We start from the raw sequence: 19,988 nt of genomic DNA, 5'->3' as shown, positions 1-19,988 counted from the left end.
TTAAGGATAAAAATCGAAAAGCGGAAACAAAAATTATCCAAATTAATTCTAATAAAGATGAAGAAATCGAAAAAATTAATAACAAGATTGCTGAAATAACCGATTTTGCTAATGCAAATAAAGATGAATATCCTCAAATAACAACCCCATTATTAGAATCGCTAAAATTAGTCAAAGACAATAATTATCCAAGTTATAACAATACTATCCAAGAATTACAACAAAAATTATCTAATATCACAAGCGCACTAGATAATGCAAAACAGTTGCTTTCAAATACACAAAATAAAGAACAGCTTTCATTATCAACAAACCAACTTGAGGCTATAAAAGATAGCATCAAAAGTAATGATGACGAAATGATGCAACTAAAGCACAACTTAGATGTTGAAATCCAAAAAGCACGTGAAATAATCGCAAAAGAACAAACGGATAAATATACTCAAGAAAAACAAACTATTGATAATCTAAAGCAAAGCGCAGAACAACAAATTATTGATTTTGAACAAAAATTAGCAGAAGCAAAAAGTAGATTTAACCAGGCTAAAGAAAGTGCTAATAGCGTTCTAGAACAAGCAAAAAGTGATCCTAATAGCGCTAACTATGCTGACATCATTACTAAAATCAAAGAAAAGATTAGTCAAAATGATGTTATTGATGAAAACGGTCCTTTAAAAAATATTGATGCTGCAACAGCTGAACTTAATGGTTTAGCAAGTTTTTATAATGCAGAAAAAGAAAAAGCTGATGCTATTACACAAGCTGCTCTTGACAAACTAAATCAAGAAATCGAAAATGCTGAACAAATTAAAAACAAAATGGAGCAAGAACCAGATTTAGATACACAAAAAGCAGTGTTAGAAAAAGCAATTGAAGTTGCTAGAACTTCACATACACAAAATCCGAAGTTAACTAATAACGCTATAAAACAAGTTCAAGATACACTAAAACAAGCAGAGGATGTGGCAAATGATGCCATCGATAAAGCAAATAAGCAAAAAGATGGTATCAGAACAAATATTGCTCAAAAAGAAGTTGAAATTCAAAATTATATTAACAATATTTTAATGAAACCTGAATACGAAGCTATTAAAAATGATCTAGATGCCTTTTTAAAATCTTATGAGGCAAATGATAAAAATCTTCTAGGGCAAAAAACTAGACAGCAACTAGATGATTTATTAACGCAAATGAATATGCATCTTGATTCTGCTAAACAAAAGAAAGACGAAAAAGATGCGGAAATAAGAGCTAAAAATAAGCAAGCTCTAGCAGAAGCAAAAGAAGCATTAGCAAATGTTTCAAATTCAATAACAAGCAAAGATCTAAAAATGACTGCTTTAAGAGACGAACTTAACCAAGCAATCAGCGAATCAGAAGCAATTATTACAAATGAAGAATCAGATAAATACGTTAGTCAAAAAGAAAAACTAGAAAACCTAAGTAAAAAAGCAGAAACCACAAAAACAGAATTTGCTAAGGAATTACAAAACACCAAAGAAGCTCATGCGCAAAAAATTCTTGACGTAAGAAATAAAATCTCACAACTTCAAGCAGATGAAAATGCTGCTAACTTAAATGATGTTATTCAAGAACTGCAACAAGCAATTGCAGATAATCAAACAATCGATGATAATCTACCACTATCAGAAATTAATAATAAAAAAGATCAATTACAAAAAGCAATAGAAACTGCAGAAAACAAAAAAAATGCTGAGGCACAAAAAACTAACGAGCATTTAGCACAACTACAAAAAGCAATAACAGATGTTAGTGCTACAAAAGACTCAATGACTTCTGAGCCATTATTAAGTAGTGCCCAAACTAACTTAGAGCAAGCAATCGCAATAGCACAAACAGCAAAAAATCAAACTCCAAAATTAGCAAATAACGAAATCGATGAAGCTAAAAAAACATTACTACAAGCAGAAAATATTGCCAAACAAGAAATTAAAAAGATAAATGATCAAAAAGACCAAATTAAAAATCAAATTAATCAAAAAGAAACAGAAATTCGTGATTATATAAATACCGATTTAGCAGGAAATGATTTTAAAAATATAAAAAGCGAATTAGAAAAACACTTAAATGATTATGTAAATAATGAAAAAAATAGCTTATCAAATAAAACAAAACAACAACTTACCGATTTACTATCTAAATTAGATTCACAACTACAAGACATTAAGAATAAAAAACAACAAAAAGACTTAGAAATTAGAGAACAAAATAAGCAAAAGCTAACAAAAATAAAAGAAACCCTTAAAAGTGTTGGTAATAGCATCACAAGTCGTGATCCTGAAATGACAAAACTAAAACAAGATATTAATACAGCCGTCACTGAGACTGAGGGCATAATTAGCAAAAACGAATTTAATAAATATATATCGCAAATTTCAAAAATCGAAAGTTTAAAAACTGAAGCAGATAAAAAGATAAGTGACTTTACTAAAAAATTAAATGCCGAAAGAGAAGCATATAGACACAAGCTACAAGAAGCCAATAATAAAGTATCTAAATTACAAAATGATGCTAACTCAGCAAATCTAAATACTGTAATTCAAAATTTGCAAAACACAATAAATCAAAATAACAATGCCCAAGACAGAGACCCAATTTCATCATTTACTACTAAAAAGGATAATTTAGACCAAGCAATAAAAACAGTTGAAAGAGAAAAAGCTGTTGCAAATCAGAAAACTGAAGCAAATTTAGCAAAATTAGGAAATACAATCAATGAATCAAAAACTACGCTAACTTCAATGAATTCTGAACCTTTATTATCGGATGCCAAAAATAAATTAAATGAAGCAATAAAAACAGCTGAGGGTATAAAAAATCACACACCTAAAAAACTAGCTGATAAAGATATAGAAAATGCAAATAAAACCTTATTAGAAGCAAAAACAGCAGCAGAACAAGCTATAACAAACATAAATAGCCAAAAAGACTCAATCAAGACGCAAATAAACCAAAAAGCCAAGGAAATTGAGGATTACAAAAATAACCTAAATGGAAATCAATACAATGAAATTAAAAATAAATTAACTACAGAATTAAATAATTTCAATAGCAATAATAAGAATAATCTTGGTTCTAAAACAAAAGCTGAATTAGATAAAATATTAGAGGATCTAAATAAAAAATTATCCGATGCTAAGGTGGACAAGGCTAAAAAAGATAATGACACAAATGCTCTTAATAAACAAGAATTAACAACCACAAAAGATAATTTAAAGACATTTGTCGATTCAATAACTAGCAATGATAAGGAAATGTCAGACCTTAAGAAAAAAATAAACGATGCAATTAAGGAAGCTGAAAGTATAATTTCCCAAGATCAAACAGATAAATTTGTTGAACAAAAGAAAAAACTTGATGATTTAAAAGAAAAATCTGAAAAAGAAAAAACATCATTTGATGCCAAAGTAAAACGAGCAAAAGATGCCTATGACCAAAAATTAAGAGAAGCTAACGAGAAATTAAAAAATCTAAGAAGCGATCCAAATGTAGCAAACCTAACTGATGTAATTAATGCTTTGCAACAACAAATTAACAATAATCAAAACGCTAATATTAATGATTCAATTCAGGATATTGACAACAAAAAAGATTCGTTGCAAAATGCGATACAGGCAGCAGATCAAGCCAAAAATGCAGCAGATCAAAAGACACAAGCAGCTTTAAATAAATTAAATGATGCAATAACTGCCGCAAATAAAACAAAAGATATGATGGCAAATGAATCTGCACTAAATAGTGCTAAGGATACATTGAGTGAAGCTATAAGAGTTGCTCAACAAGCAAAAGATAATAATCAAAAATTAGCTGATACTCAAACAGAAAGTGCAATTCAAACATTAACTCAGGCTGACAATGCAGCAAAAGAAGCTATTAAAAATATAAATGCCGAAAAAACTATCTTAAGAAACCAAATTTCTCAAAAAATAGATGAAGTTTCAAACTTTTTAAATACATTAAAAAACCGTCATGAATACAAACAAATCAAAGATAAATTAGATGCAACTCATAATAAATACAAAGATAAAAATGTGCTAGATTCAAAATCTAAAAATGAACTTGAAAACATATCAAAGGAATTGAATGATGCACTAACTGAGGCACAACAAAATAAAAATAAAAAAGATAATGATATCAAAGAAGCTAATAAACAATCGCTTACAAAAGTAAGAGATACATTACAAGGTATTTCAAATTCAATTACTAGTCATGATGATGAAATGACAACACTTAAATCAAAACTTGATGAAGCAATAAAAGAAACAAAAACAATTCTTGATAATAATCAAGCAAATAATTATGTTACTCAAAAACAAAAATTAGAAGATCTAAAAACTGAAGCTGAACAAAAGAAGAAGCAATTTGAAGCTAAATTGCAACGCGCAAAAACTGAACATAATAAAAAAGTTAAAGAAGCAGAAGATAAAATAAGCCAATTAAATCAAGACAAGAACTCTGCAAACTTAACTAATGTAATTAAAAAATTACAATCAGCTATTGATAACAATAAAAGCATTAATGATAATGACAGCATTGTAAATATAGACAATAAAACAAAAACATTGCAAGATGCTATTCAAACTGCTGAAACAGAAAAAACCACTGCAAATCAAAAAACCAATAACGAACTTGCTGAGTTTGAAAAAACAATCCAAAAGGCTGATGCAACTAAAACCGCGATGGATAATGAGCCAGAATTAAATAGCCAAAAACAAACCTTGCAACAAGCAATTAATACAGCTAATGGTATTAAAAATGCAAGTAAAAATGCAACTGATGTTCAAATAAAAGAAGCTAATAAGGTACTTGCTGATGCTGAAAAAGTTGCAAAAGCTGCGCTTGATAATATCAATGTTCAAAAATCAAAATTGATAAGTGAAATTCAGACAAACGCTAATAATATTCAACAATATATAACCCAAAATTTATCTAATAATAGTGATTATAATCAAATTAAGACTGAATTAGAACGAGTTTTAAATGCTTATAATAAGAATGATAAAGCAAATATTAATTCTAAAACAAAACGCGATTTAGAACAACTTAAGTCAAAACTTCATGATGCACTTGAAAAAGCCAAAAGTGATAAAACTCAAAAAGATACCCAGATTGTTGCAAGAAATAAACAAAATCTAATAAATGCTAAAAATCAAATAAATAGTGTTGCAACGCGTATTATTACTCATGACCCCGAAATGGTCAAACTTAAAGAACGCTTAAAAGAAACTATTAAAGAAGCAGAAAGAATTATTAATGATAATGTTCAAAGTAAATATATTCAGCAAAAACAAGTAATTGATAACTTAAAAAATGAAGCAAACCGCGCAATAAATGATTTTAATAATAGACTTCATGCTGTGCAAGCTCAACATGACCAAAAACTCAAGGATGCACAAGCAAAATTAGAATCATTAAAACAAGATCCAAACCATGCAAATTTAGTCACCATAATTAGTCAATTGCAACAAAAAATTAATACAAATAAATCCAAAGCAAATACTGACCCTATTAAAAGCATTCAAGATAAGACTAAAGCCTTAGAACAGGCAACAACAAATGCCGAAACACAAAGAGTAGCCGCAAATAAGAATACTGATGCTGAAATTGCTAAATTAGAAGCGACTCTTGCCAAAGCAAATGCTACAAAAACCGATATGGCTAAGGAACCAGCATTAAAAAGTTCAACAGATGCACTTACAAATGCGATTAGTTCAACACAACCAGCAGCTAATAAAACTACTAAACTGACTGATGCCAAAATTATCGATGCTAATAAAAAATTGACGGCGGCTGAGGATGTTGCCAAAAAAGCTCTTGTTGATATCAATAAACAAAAAGAAAAACTAAGAGTGCAAGTTCAACAAAAAGCAAATGCAATTAGCACTTATATAACTTCAAACCTAAATAAAAAAGAATATAGCACAATTAAGAAAGAACTACAAGATATTCTTAATACATACAATTCGCAAAATAAACCTCATCTAGCAGCAAAGACAAAAGCTCAATTAGAAGAAATATCTAGAAATCTAGAAAATGAATTAAATAAAGCTAAACAAAAGAAAACAAAACAAGATAGCGATACAAGCATTGCTATTAAGAAAAAGGAGATTAATAAATTAATTGACCAAATTCCTTATCCTCAACCAAATTCAAATGAAGCAACCCAAGCTAAAAATGCTCTAAAAAGTGCTGTTAATAAATTAAATGATATGCAAAGCTTAAACCAAAAACAAACTGAAATAACTAATTTTAGTCGCCATATGCAAACAAAGAAAGATCAATTAAATGCAAATGGCGGAAATCTGAAATATTCACAAAATAATGCACAAGCAGTTCAAAAAATAAAACAAAAGCTAAATTCAGCACAAAATATAGACCAAGCTAATGACGCGTTGCCTGATGGTTGAGCAAATAAGATTGAAACATACAAAAATGTAATTAATAGTTCATTTGATGACGGGGAAGATAAAAATAATTTAATAATAAGATTAAACCAAACTGTTCCTACAACAATAACTGGTAATGACGTTTATAATGAAAATAACCTAAAAGATGAAATAATACAAAACTATAAACGTCTTTCAAAAGTCAAAATTGGCACTTTAAGTAATTTTAATCAAAATGAAAAAAATAATATAACGAGAAATATCGATAACATACAAGTTCCTAGCGATCATAAAAATTTATCTAAAACCATCGATGACATTAAGTCGCTTGTGACAAATGCTACAAGACAAAACTTCAACTTATTTATTGATAAATTAGCATATCCAGAGAATACAGCGCAATTAAGAACTGATTCGCTAAAAACAAAAGAAAAAATTAAGAAGGATCTAACATCCAAAATTGATTATTCAAATAAAAATTCTGTCGAAACGACTTTAAATACGCTAAAAACAAATATTGACACATTAAAAAATGAAATAGATGACATTAAACCAGAAGCAAAGAAAAGTGAATTCTTAACAGAATTTTCTAAGACTGGTCATACTAAAATTTCCGCACTATTACAAAAAATTAGATTATATAAACAAGAATATGAAAATAAGAAACGTTTAGCTCAACAAGCAATTTCACAAGTTTCTGATCCAAAAGAAAAGAAAAAACTGCAAGATAAACTAGATAACTCAACAAATAGTATTGAAAACCTTAAAGCTATTAAAACCGAAGCAGAAAAGCAAAAGGATAAGGAGATAAAACAAAAAGCTGAAATTCAAGCTAAAAAACAAGAATTAATCAAACAAATTAACAAATTACCTAATTCTCCTGATAAAAAGAATCTTTTAGATAAGGTAGAATTATCAAAAACTGAACCAGAATTTTCGGCTATCAAATCAGAAATTAAAATTATTTCTAGAAAAATAGAATTAAGAAAAGAGGTTGACAAATTAGCACTATTTGATTTGTCTAATAATAGAGGTGGATTACCTAGTGAATTTAGACCCGAAGCTAGCGAAGCGACAAAATATAATCTAAAAGATCTTTATAAGCTTATAAATAATGCCTCATCAGATAGTGAATTAAATACAATAAGTCAGAAAATAAATCAACAAAGAAATGCGGAGTTAGAGGATTTAAGAAAAACGAGGTTAGGTTCAAACGGTGATTCAGATTACGGTAATAGTGTCATGAAGTTAGCATTAAATCAGTCATTATCTATAGCCGTAAATGATCAAGGTAAAGATAGCACAGGAACGTTTACTTCTCAATATAGTAATGAATATAATGCATTAAATGAACAAATTAAATCTGCTGATACAATAGAAAAATATAAAGCCGCAAAAATTAAAGCTGAAAAATTTATAGCAAAATATGAGTCTAAAGATACCAAAAAATGATTGCCATTCTTTAAACAAAGGGTTGACTCGCATTACAAAAAACACCCAGCTGATGCAGGTCCATATAATGTAACAATTCCTCTAGGTTCGTGATCGCATATAATATCTGAGTTTGAAAAACCAGATACTGATAGAGCGGGAGCTATAAAGGCTGAAAATCAAGCATTGTATGAAGTTTACTACAAATATAGAAGAAATGCTAAATTAAATTATGAGTTTCTAAAATTAATAGCTAGAGTAAAAGATGCTGGAATAGTTGACGATTCGACCCGATATAGTCTAGAGCAATTAAAAAATAATTTTGAAGGTGTTATAAATGCAGAAGATAAGAGCAAAATTATTTTAGAATCAAATAAACAATTATTCGGTACATACAATGTTTCTGAATGATGAAAAAAAACGTCACAAATTAGTTTCTTAAACTGATGAGCAAAAAAAATAGCCAATGCTCCAGAAAGCTTGATTAGCCAAGAGGAAAAATATGAATTGCTAGATAAAATAGCTTTAAATACAGACTCAACAGATAAAGCATTTTTAGAAGAATGGAAAAAATTCAAAGATAGATTCTATAGTAGTAGTCTAATTGGCCCTGGTGAATTAGATAACGATGGCTATCCAAAAAATGCTAAACCTTATATTTGAAGATAAAAAATATCAAAGTAATGTAGAAATTTTTATGTATATTCTCTTGTATAAATATTTTAAATCTTAAACTTTTAACATTTTTTATAAATAAGCAATAAAATAAGGGGAAAATGCTGGTTTATTAAAAAAATCAGCATTTTTTACTTTTTTGACCTCAAATATATAATAATTTAGTTATAAATAAACTAAAGAAAAATAAGGTAGAAATTATACTAAAAGGCCAAAGAGTTCAAATGCCTAAAAATGTCAAAATCATTAGAAAAGATGATAATAAATATGAATATTATGTTGCAGAAACTGAATATAAAAAAATAAAAAATATAATATCAACAAGAGAGTTAATATTGGTAAAATAGATTTAAAAAAAATGACAATTTTTTAGTATCAAATGATAAGTGTTTTTAATTATCCCGGCGCAAAAATAACAATAATATAAGATGATAAAAAATATCATCCGTTGTTCCTATCGGGCAATATTTGGCAATAACTAAATTTTTTAAAGATTTATATAGATGAACATTTGGAAAATATTTTTAACACAAAAAGCGAATTAATAAAGGCATTGGCATCTTATTATATTGATGAAGAATTTACGGTTTCACAATTATTTAAAAAGCGGCATATAAAAATTTTTCTGGTTTGTTTTCAATTCCTTCAAACTCAATGATATCAATGCTTTTACACAAAGATATAACAACATAAAAAATAATTAAATTTAATTATAGATGATCAAAACAATCAAGAACATATTTAGAATAATTCGGATCACGCATATTTATCTGTCGATTCAACGAACTTTAATATAAGCTCAAAAAACATGAAATATGCTGAATATAAAAAAGCCAAATGTTGATGAAGGACTGCTACAAATAAACTTATCTTATTGTTTAGATCAAAAGACTGAATTACCTTTTTTTATGATTTATATCCCAAATCAGTTATTAATGTATGTTACTACAAAAAAATGATTGATAAAGTTTTAAATTTGCGTTATAAATCAGCAACTTTAGTATTGGATCGCGGTTATTTTTCAAAAGACAATATTCAAAATATTGCTTCTGAAAACAATGTCTTTATAATTATGGCAAAAACTTATAACAAAAGATTAAGTAATTTATTAAATATCGATGAAGATTTCATTAAATCAAAAATGAAAAAATCAATTTAAACTTGTTTTAGTTATAAAAACAACTAAAAGTTTAAGTTAAAAATAAAAGTCACATCAAAAAATGATGCAACTTTTATGATCGGTGCAGATCAACAATACTATTTTCACATAAACAATAAAAGATATAAAGCTTTTGAATTAAATGAAAATGACATTCAAATGTATGAGAAAATAGCATATAGTAAAAAACTTCCTCTTGAAATATCGACAATTAAAAAAATTGTGAAACATCAAGAAGCCGGATATTACTACAATCAAATGTTATCTAAAAAAACAGAAATTTTAGAATCTTTTGTTAAAACTGGTCTTATTTCACAAAGAGAAATAGATTTAATGCGATCAATTAATGAAGATTTAGAAAAAATAAGAAGAGATATAAATAAAATTGTAATTTTATAAATTATTCTATTCCTAGTAGAGCTATTTTTTTATATTTTTTTATTAGAAATTATGCAAAATGTATACTTAAACAAGTTCAAAATATTGGTCTCATTTTTCATGCTAATTAATGAATTTTGAACCTCTTTTCTTTTTTTTTTTTTTTTATCTAAAATATTAAATTAATGTAAAAAACTATACAAAAAATATTTTATTGAGGTGTTTATGAAAAAAACAAATAGAAGAAAAAAAGTTGTAGCCGGAATAATAACTGGTGTTTCAATTGGGGCAACAATTGGAACAGGCTATGTTCTTTTAAATGAAACAATAAAATGAAATCACACAATGGCAAAATTGCAGGCATTAATAAAAAGAATGAATGAGTGGAAGAAACAAAATGAAATTGATAAAAAAACATATACTCACGATCTTTATGCAACCTTTGAAAAAGAACTAAATGAGCTAGAACAATTATTGAATATAAAAGACATCAAAAAAGTAGATGAAATATTAACTAAATTACAATCATCTAAAATTAATTTCAAGAATTATAAAAGTCAATATGATAATCTTGAATTACTTAATGGTGAAGCAATTTCTGAAAAATCGTCATTTAGTGATCTTCTTGCAAACTATGAATCTAAGTACAATAATAAACCTTTTGCTACCAAATATATAACTATTTACAATCAAGAAAAAACAAATTTGGAAAATCAATACAATAGTGCAACCAATGAAGATGGACTTGCAAAAGTAAAAGCCAAAGCTATTGAATTAAAAAACAATCTCCAAGTGTTGTTTAACCTGACAGATGAAATTTTAAATGCAAAAAACATTGATTCAAAATTTCCTTCTGATATCAAAAATAAAGGTATATTTGAAAAAGCAATCAAAGAAGCTGAAAAAATTCTTAATAATCCAAATGCAACCCTAGAAGAAAGACAAAAAGCACTAAATTCTTTACATGAAAAAATTTCAGAATTCCAAAAAATCCTATCATTAGAAAAACAAAACCTAATAAAGCAAATTAATGACTTAGTAAAAGATGCCGAAAATTATAAGAACACAACCCTCGATTATGACAAATATAAAAATTTAGCCAAAAAATTAGACGCTGAAATAACCAACATAAAAAATAAAATGAGCAAAGATAATGAAATTGCTACACTAAGAGATATTCTAGAAAAGGTTAAACCACTAAAAAGTGATGCACAACAAATTAAAGAAGCTATTGATGGTTTAATCCAAGAATTACCTTCTTCACAAAAATTATTAAAAGAAATCGAATCAGCTAGTGATTTATTTAGTTCTCAAAAAATTGAGGACGAATTAAAAAATGCAATAAATGTAGGTAATGAAGCTCTAAAAAAACTTGACAAAAATAGTATTACAGAAGCTTTAGCTAATCTAAACAACAAATCAGAACAAGCAAGTGATTTAATTACAAAACAAAAAGACAAATTAATTAGTGAAATAACTAACTTAATTGAAAAAGGACATCAACAATTAGATAAAATTAAATCTTCTGATGAATATGAAAATAATAGAGACCAAATTAGCGATGCCATTGAAAATGCACAACGAAACAATAATGCTAATACTTTGTTAGGCGATCTAGTTACAAATAAAAATATGCTTGATAGTTTATTAACGAAAACTAAAAAGCAAGTCGCAAGAGATAATCTGACCAGAGAAATTGCCATTGCAAAACAAAATCTTAAATATACCAAAGAAAATAATATTATTAGTTCAACTAATGAATTTGAAAAATTCATACAAGATGCTGAAAAAACGCTAGAAACATTAGATAATGAACAAAAATCCGTAGATGAAATTGAGGTTGAATATAACAACGGTGCTAAAACTTTAAAAGATAGCTACCTTCAAAAATCTAAGGAAGCATCTATAAGCACAATAGTTGAAGCTAAAAAACTTAACACTGAACTAGAACAAGAAAAATTTAAGGACAACGGAACTTATCATGTTTCTAAAAAGGATCTACAATCAAGAATAAATTCGGCCGAAGAAACAAATAACAATGCTAACTCAAATAGTTACAATGTTCTTGAAAAACTTAACGAGCTAAATAAAGCAATTAAAGAGGCTAAAAGATTCCGTGATGCTGATGAAGATGAACGCAAGAAAATAATTGAAGAAATTATCAAATTAAAAGAAGACATTATTAGCAAAAAGGATGAGCTAATTGGTGCTCAAAATGGGCTAAAAAATGAAAATTCTGAAAAATATAAGACATTAATCAAGGAATTAGACAAAGTTTTAGAAGATTATAATACTAACATTGAGCCAAATGTTAGCGATTTTGGTGTCGCACGATTAGATGATGTTAAAGTTAATCTAAAAAAAATAATTGATAAAATACCTAAAGAAAAAGAAGAAATCAATAAAAAATTTAGCGAATTAAATACTAAATTGGATGAATTAGTTAAAAAAGCAAATGACTTTGTATCGCAAATGCCAACTGATGAATATAATCCTGAAAAACAAGATCTAAAAGATTTAATAACCAAAACCCAAGATCCAACCAATAGGGATGCTATTGATGAATTAAAACAATTAGTTGAAGATTTTAAGGATAAAAATCGAAAAGCGGAAACAAAAATTATCCAAATTAATTCTAATAAAGATGAAGAAATCGAAAAAATTAATAACAAGATTGCTGAAATAACCGATTTTGCTAATGCAAATAAAGATGAATATCCTCAAATAACAACCCCATTATTAGAATCGCTAAAATTAGTCAAAGACAATAATTATCCAAGCTATAACAATACTATCCAAGAATTACAACAAAAATTATCTAATATCACAAGCGCACTAGATAATGCAAAACAACTGCTTTCAAATACACAAAATAAAGAACAGCTTTCATTATCAACAAACCAACTTGAGGCTATAAAAGATAGCATCAAAAGTAATGATGACGAAATGATGCAACTAAAGCACAACTTAGATGTTGAAATCCAAAAAGCACGTGAAATAATCGCAAAAGAACAAACAGATAAATATACTCAAGAAAAACAAACTATTGATAATCTAAAGCAAAGCGCAGAACAACAAATTATTGATTTTGAACAAAAATTAGCAGAAGCAAAAAGTAGATTTAACCAGGCTAAAGAAAGTGCTAATAGCGTTCTGGAACAAGCAAAAAGTGATCCTAATAGCGCTAACTATGCTGACATCATTACTAAAATCAAAGAAAAGATTAGTCAAAATGATGTTATTGATGAAAACGGTCCTTTAAAAAATATTGATGCTGCAACAGCTGAACTTAATGGTTTAGCAAGTTTTTATAATGCAGAAAAAGAAAAAGCTGATGCTATTACACAAGCTGCTCTTGACAAACTAAATCAAGAAATCGAAAATGCTGAACAAATTAAAAACACAATGGAGCAAGAACCAGATTTAGATACACAAAAAACAGTGTTAGAAAAAGCAATTGAAGTTGCTAGAACTTCACATATGCAAAGCCCGAAGTTAACTAATAACGCTATAAAACAAGCTCAAGATACACTAAAACAAGCAGAAGATGTAGCAAATGATGCCATCGATAAAGCAAATAAGCAAAAAGATGGTATCAGAACAAATATTGCTCAAAAAGAAGTTGAAATTCAAAATTATATTAACGATATTTTAATGAAACCTGAATACGAAGCTATTAAAAATGATCTAGATGCCTTTTTAAAATCTTATGAGGCAAATGATAAAAATCTTCTAGGGCAAAAAACTAGACAGCAACTAGATGATTTAGTAACGCAAATGAATATGCATCTTGATTCTGCTAAACAAAAGAAAGACGAAAAAGATGCAGAAATAAGAGCTAAAAATAAGCAAGCTCTAGCAGAAGCAAAAGAAGCATTAGCAAATGTTTCAAATTCAATAACAAGCAAAGATCCAAAAATGACTGCTTTAAGAGACGAACTTAACCAAGCAATCAGCGAATCAGAAGCAATTATTACAAATGAAGAATCAGATAAATACGTTAGTCAAAAAGAAAAACTAGAAAACCTAAGTAAAAAAGCAGAAACCACAAAAACAGAATTTGCTAAGGAATTACAAAACACCAAAGAAGCTCATGCGCAAAAAATTCTTGACGTAAGAAATAAAATCTCACAGCTTCAAGCAGATGAAAATTCTGCTAACTTAAATGATGTCATTCAAAAACTTCAGCAAGCAATCACAAATAATCAAATAACTGATGACAACCAACCACTTGCAGATATAAATCACAAAAAGGACACATTGCAAAAAGCAATACAAACAGCAGAAAATGAAAAAATTATAGCTAACAAAGAAACCGAGGCAGCACTAGATAATTTAGGTAAAACCATAAATGAAGCCAATTCTCTTGCAAGTTCAATGCAATCAGAACCATTGCTAAATGATGCAAAAAATAAATTAGAACAAGCAATAAAAGAAGCAACAGCTAAGAAAAATCACAGTCCTAAAAAACTAACTAATGCCGAAATCAATAATGCTAACAAAAAACTAAGTCAAGCAAGGCAAGAAGCAGAAAATACAATAAATAGTATAAATAAGCAAAAGAGTGAAATAATAACCCAGATTAATCAAAAAGCAAAGGATATCAAAGATTATGCGGACGCTTTAACTAAGAGCGAATATAAGGACATAAAGGATAAACTTGTCAAAGCTGTAAGCGATTTTGAAACACAAAACAAAAAAGAGCTAAACAACAAAACCAAGCAACAACTAGATGAAATTTTGAATGATTTAAGTTCAAAATTAACCGAAGCCAAAGCAGAACAAGCTAAAAAAGATGGTGACATTAAGGAATTTAATAAACAACAATTATTAAATTCAAAGGATGCATTAAATAATTTTTCAAGTACAATAACAAGTAACGATTCTGAAATGATCAAATTAAAGGAAGATATTAAAAAGGCTATAGATGAAACAGATAAAATTATAAAAAGTAGTCAATCAGAAAAGTATGAGGAACAAAAGAAAAAACTTGATAATCTAAAAATAACGGCTGAACAACAAAAGAAACAATTTGATGCAAGAATTCAAGAAGCAAAATCAGAACACGATAAAAAAATAAAGGAAGCTAATGATAAACTAACTGATCTAAGAAATGATGTAAACTCTAATAACTTAACAGAAGTTATTACCAAACTTCAAGAAGAAATCAGCAATAACCAAAGCTCTAGCATTACTGATTCAATTCAAAGCATTAATAGCAAAAAGGAAGCATTACAACATGCTATCCAAATAGCTGAAGCAGAGAAAGCTGAGGTAGACAAAAAAATTAACAAGGATCTTGAAGATTTCGAAAAAACATTAGAAAAAGCCAATGCAACAAAAAACGCGATGAATAATGAGCCTGAATTAAATAATCAAAAACAAACGCTTGAGCAAGCGATAAATAATGCAAATAACATTAAAAATGCACATAAAAAGGCTCTAGATTCTCAAATAAAAGAAGCTAATAAAATCCTTGCAGAAGCTGAAAAGGTTGCAAAAGCTGCCCTTGATAGTATCAATAACCAAAAATCTAAATTAATAAAGCAGATTCAAATCAAAGCCGACGAAATTGAACAATATAAAAATCAAAATTTATCTAACGATAGTGCTTATAGACAAATCAAAAACGAACTAGAAACAATCCTAAATAACTACAACAATAACGATAAGACAAATATTAATTCTAAAACTAAACACGACCTAGAACAGATCAAATCTAAACTTGATGCAGCCCTAGAAAAGGCAAAAAGAGATAAAGCGCAAAAAGATGCAGAAATTGCTGAGACAAATAAGAGACAACTTACAAAAGCTAAAAACGATCTGCAGGGTGTTGCAAATCGTATCATAACACGTGACCCTGAAATGACTAAGTTAAAAGAAAAACTTAACTCTGCCATTTCTGAGGCCGAAAATGTACTCAACAGAGAAGAACACGAAAAATTTATTGAACAAAAAAATAAATTAAATAATTTAAAAAATGAAGCAAACAGTGCAATAACTAATTTTAATAACAGACTTCATACCGAGCAAGACCTGCATAAGAAAAAGCTTAGTGATGCACAAGCAAAATTAGATTCATTAAAGAAAGATTCAAACCGTGCAAATTTAGCTATCATAATTAATCAATTGCAACAAAAAATTAATACAAATAAATCCATAAAAAATACCGATCCAATTAAAAGCATTTCAGATAAGGCTAGTGCCTTAGAACAAGCAACAACAGACGCTGAAACGCAAAGAGTAGCTGCAAATCAAAAAACCGATGCCGAGATTGCAAAATTAGAAATGACACTTGAAAAAGCAAATGCTACAAAAGCAGAAATGGCTAAAGAACCGGCATTAAGTGATTCAACAATTGCACTTACAAATGCAATTAGCTCAGCAGAACCAGCGGCTAATAAAACTGCTAAACTAACGGATGCTCAAATTATCGATGCTAATAAAAAATTGACAGCGGCTGAGGATGTCGCCAAAAAAGCTCTTGATGCTATTAATAAACAAAAAGAAACACTAAGAGCGCAAACTCAACAAAAAGCAGATGCAATTAAAGATTATATAAATTCAATCTTAAATAAAAATGAATACAAAAAAATTAAGCAAGAACTGCAAGATATTCTTAATACATACAATTCAGAAAATAAACCTAATCTAACTACAAAAACAAAAGCACAATTAGAGGAAATATCTAAAAATTTAGAAGATGAGTTAAATAAGGCTAAACAAAAGAAAGAAAAGCAAGATAGTGATACAAGCATTGCTAATAAGAAAACAGAAATTAACAAATTAATTGATAAAATTCCTTATCCAGATCCTGATTCACCTGAAGCAACCCAAGCCAAAACCGCATTAAAAAATAGTGTTAAACAATTAAATAATATCCAAAGTTTAGATCAAAAACAAACTGAGATAACTAAGTTTAGCAGCCATATGCAAACAAAGAAAAATCAGTTAAGTGCTAACGGCGGAAATCTAAAATATTCAGAAAATAATGCACAAGCAGTTCAAAAAATAAAACAAAAGCTAAATTCAGCACAAAATATAAATCAAGCTAATAACGCCCTACCAGATGGTTGAGCTAATAAGATTGAAACATACAAAAATGTAATTAATTCTTCGTTTGATAATGGCGCTGATAAGAACAATTTAATAACAAGATTAAACCAAACTGTTCCTACAACAATAACTGGCAATGACATTTATAATGAAAATCATTTAAAAAATGAAATAATACAAAACTATAAACGTCTTGCAAAAGACAAGATTGGCACTTTAAGCAATATTCCTCAAAATGAAAAAAATAATATAACGAAAGATATCGATAACATACATGTTCCTAATGAACATACAAATTTATCTAAAACCATCAATGGCATTAAGGAACTTGTTACAAATGCTACAAGACAAAACTTCAACTTATTTATTGATAAATTAGCATATCCAGAAAAACCATCGCAATTAAGAACTAATTCATTAAAAACAAAAGAAAAAATTAAACAATCTCTAACATCTAAAATTGATTATTCAAACAAAAATTCTGTGGAAGCGACTCTAAATGCGCTAAAAACAGATATTGATGCATTAAAAAAAGAAATAGATAAAATTAAACCAGAAGCAAAGAAAAATGAATTCTTAACAGAATTTTCTAAGACTGATCATACTAAAATTTCAACACTATTACAAAAGGTTAGAAAATATAAACAGGATTATAAAGACAAAAAACGTTTAGCTCAAGAAGTTATTTCGCAAATTACTGATCAAAATGAAAAGAAAAAACTGAAAGAAAAATTAGATAACCCAACAAATAGTATCGAAAACTTTGATGCTATTAAAACTGAAGCAGAAAATCAAAAAGAAAAAGAAATTAAGCAAAAGTCTAAGGAATTTCAAAGAGCTAAAGATGAAGCAAAGAAAATCATTGATCAAATTAATTATCCTGGTGGAGGCAAATCACTCGCTAAGAAAACTCTAAAACAGCAAATTGATCAAGCACAATCAATTGATGAAATTAATAGATTAAATGAAAATAATAAGAAGATAAAAGATGCTGTTAAGAGGGCACTTGAAGCTATTGATAAATTAACAGATAATAATGAAAAAGAAAATTTAAAAAGAGAGCTTGATAGCACCATAAGCATCGATGGCCAAAATAGTGGTATTAAACATATTACCGGTAAGGCTATTATGAAGCATCGTGAAGCATTAGAAAAGAAAAAAGGTAATATTCAAAAAGAAATAGAAAAGCAAAAAGATTCACCAGACAAAAAAGATTTAATAAACCAACTAAAACACATCGAGAGCGAAAAAGACCTTGATATGGTTAAGCAACAACTTAACTTAATTAAGGAAAAAGATAAACTAAAAGATGAAGTTTCAAAACTTGAACTATTTGACCTATCTGGCCACCTAAATGAAAATGGTCAAACCGGCAGAGGAGGTTTAAACAGCTCACAGTTATCAATGCTTAACAAAAGAATTTCTGATGCAACAACCGACCACGAACTGCAAACTATTAAGGCAGATATAGAAAGACAGAAACAAGCCGAGCTTAATGATTTAAAATTACAGCGAGCTAACGGCGGATTTCAACTAGACGCATATACTGGTCAAACTACCTTTAATGATTTTAGTGAAATGAAGAAATTTTTATTCTCTATTATTTCAAACATAAAAATAATAAAAGGGATAGGCAATTCAAATGATGAAAATGAATTCAGAAATAAGGGAGCTGAATTGCAAAATAAAATACTTCATCAAACAACAACCATAGATCAATATAAAAAAGTTAAACAGGAAGTTGAAAATTTTGCTAAACGTTGAGAAGATGATAGTAAAACTCAAAATTGAGTAGCATTCTTTATTGAAAGAGTTGAAAAACATTCTACGCAAAGTCCGCCTGAAGCTGGTCCATTCCCAGTAAATGTTGCGGAAAACCATATTAAACAAATTAAAACAATATTTAAAAATAAAGCGACAACGCGTGAACAAGCCATAGAAGCAGAAAATGATTATCTAAAATATATATTCTTTAATGCAAGAAGATTAAAGAAGCTTGATTATGACTATCTACAATTTATTAAAGACTTAAAATTAAACCCATTCTTGGATGAAAATGAAAAATCAAGACTTGATGTGCAATTTGACAAATTTACGAAAGCTGCTGATATAAACAGCAAAGCAAAAGTAGCTCTTGATATTGATTCTAGCTTGATCGGAAAAGGAACTAATACAAGGGATTTCTGGAGAGCAAGTTCACAAGTCGATTTTGTTGAATATTGGGTTTCAATGGTTGCTGAAGCACCAGAAAATATAATTAGTCAAGAAAACAAATATATATGAATTGATAAAATTACCCTAAATATTGATGAAAGAAAAGAAGTTGCTAAAAAACTATGAGATGAGTTTAAAACAAAATATAAGGATACGCTACTAAAAGGCGTTCTATTAGATAAAGACGGATTTCCTCTAAGACATGCACCGTTCTTTGAATAAAATATTTTATTGCAACATTAATTAATGATTTTCATAAATTAATAACTTAAACTTTTAACATTTTTTATAACTAAAATAAAGGGAAAATGCTGATTTATTAAAAAAATCAGCATTTTTTACTTTTTTTGACCTCAAATATATAATAATCTAGTTATAAATAAACTAAATAAAAATAAGGTAAAAATGATACTAAAAGGCCAAAGAGTTCAAATGCCTAAAAATGTCAAAATCATTAGAAAAGATGACAATAAATATGTATATTATTAGAAGATGATAAAAAAATATCATTCGTTACTTATACCGGGTAATATTTAACAATAACTAAAAATTTTAAAAGATTTATATATAGATGAACAATTCCCGTGTTTCCCGCTTTAAGTATAAAAAAAATAAATATTCCATTTTTATGGAGTTTATTAAGTTAAAATAAAAGAATTTTTTCAGTA

Annotated in this window: 5 protein-coding genes; all 5 read left to right on the top strand. The window is 28.1% G+C overall.

Annotated features, from left to right (window positions below; translation table 4 throughout):
• Positions 1–266: 266 nt before the first annotated feature.
• The 5 genes from ACT1UH_RS00835 (at position 267) to ACT1UH_RS00815 (ending at position 19,542) form a co-directional block, all read left to right on the top strand.
• Complete coding sequence (locus ACT1UH_RS00835; RefSeq protein ID WP_444705075.1) at positions 267–8,507, top strand: hypothetical protein; 8,241 nt, start codon at positions 267–269, stop codon at positions 8,505–8,507.
• Positions 8,508–8,737: 230 nt separating this feature from the next.
• A complete protein-coding gene (locus ACT1UH_RS00830) occupies positions 8,738–8,860 on the top strand; it encodes a hypothetical protein (protein ID WP_444705074.1) in 123 nt (40 codons plus the stop codon).
• A gap of 461 nt (positions 8,861–9,321) precedes the next feature.
• Entirely contained in the window at positions 9,322–9,672 is a 351-nt protein-coding gene (locus tag ACT1UH_RS00825) for a hypothetical protein (protein ID WP_444705073.1), read from the top strand.
• Positions 9,673–9,747: 75 nt separating this feature from the next.
• On the top strand, positions 9,748–10,071 hold the full coding sequence (locus ACT1UH_RS00820; protein ID WP_444705072.1) for a hypothetical protein: 324 nt from the start codon (positions 9,748–9,750) through the stop codon (positions 10,069–10,071).
• A 204-nt stretch (positions 10,072–10,275) separates the two neighbouring features.
• The gene (locus ACT1UH_RS00815) at positions 10,276–19,542 is read left to right on the top strand and encodes a hypothetical protein (protein ID WP_444705071.1); all 9,267 of its coding nucleotides are present in this window, start codon (positions 10,276–10,278) and stop codon (positions 19,540–19,542) included.
• Positions 19,543–19,988: the final 446 nt, after the last annotated feature.

This window comes from Mycoplasma sp. 332, from assembly GCF_052378275.1.
GTDB lineage: Bacteria > Bacillota_I > Bacilli_A > Mycoplasmatales > Metamycoplasmataceae > Metamycoplasma.
The sequence above is the reverse complement of the archived record's forward strand: the minus strand, read 5'-3'. Positions and strand labels throughout refer to the sequence as shown.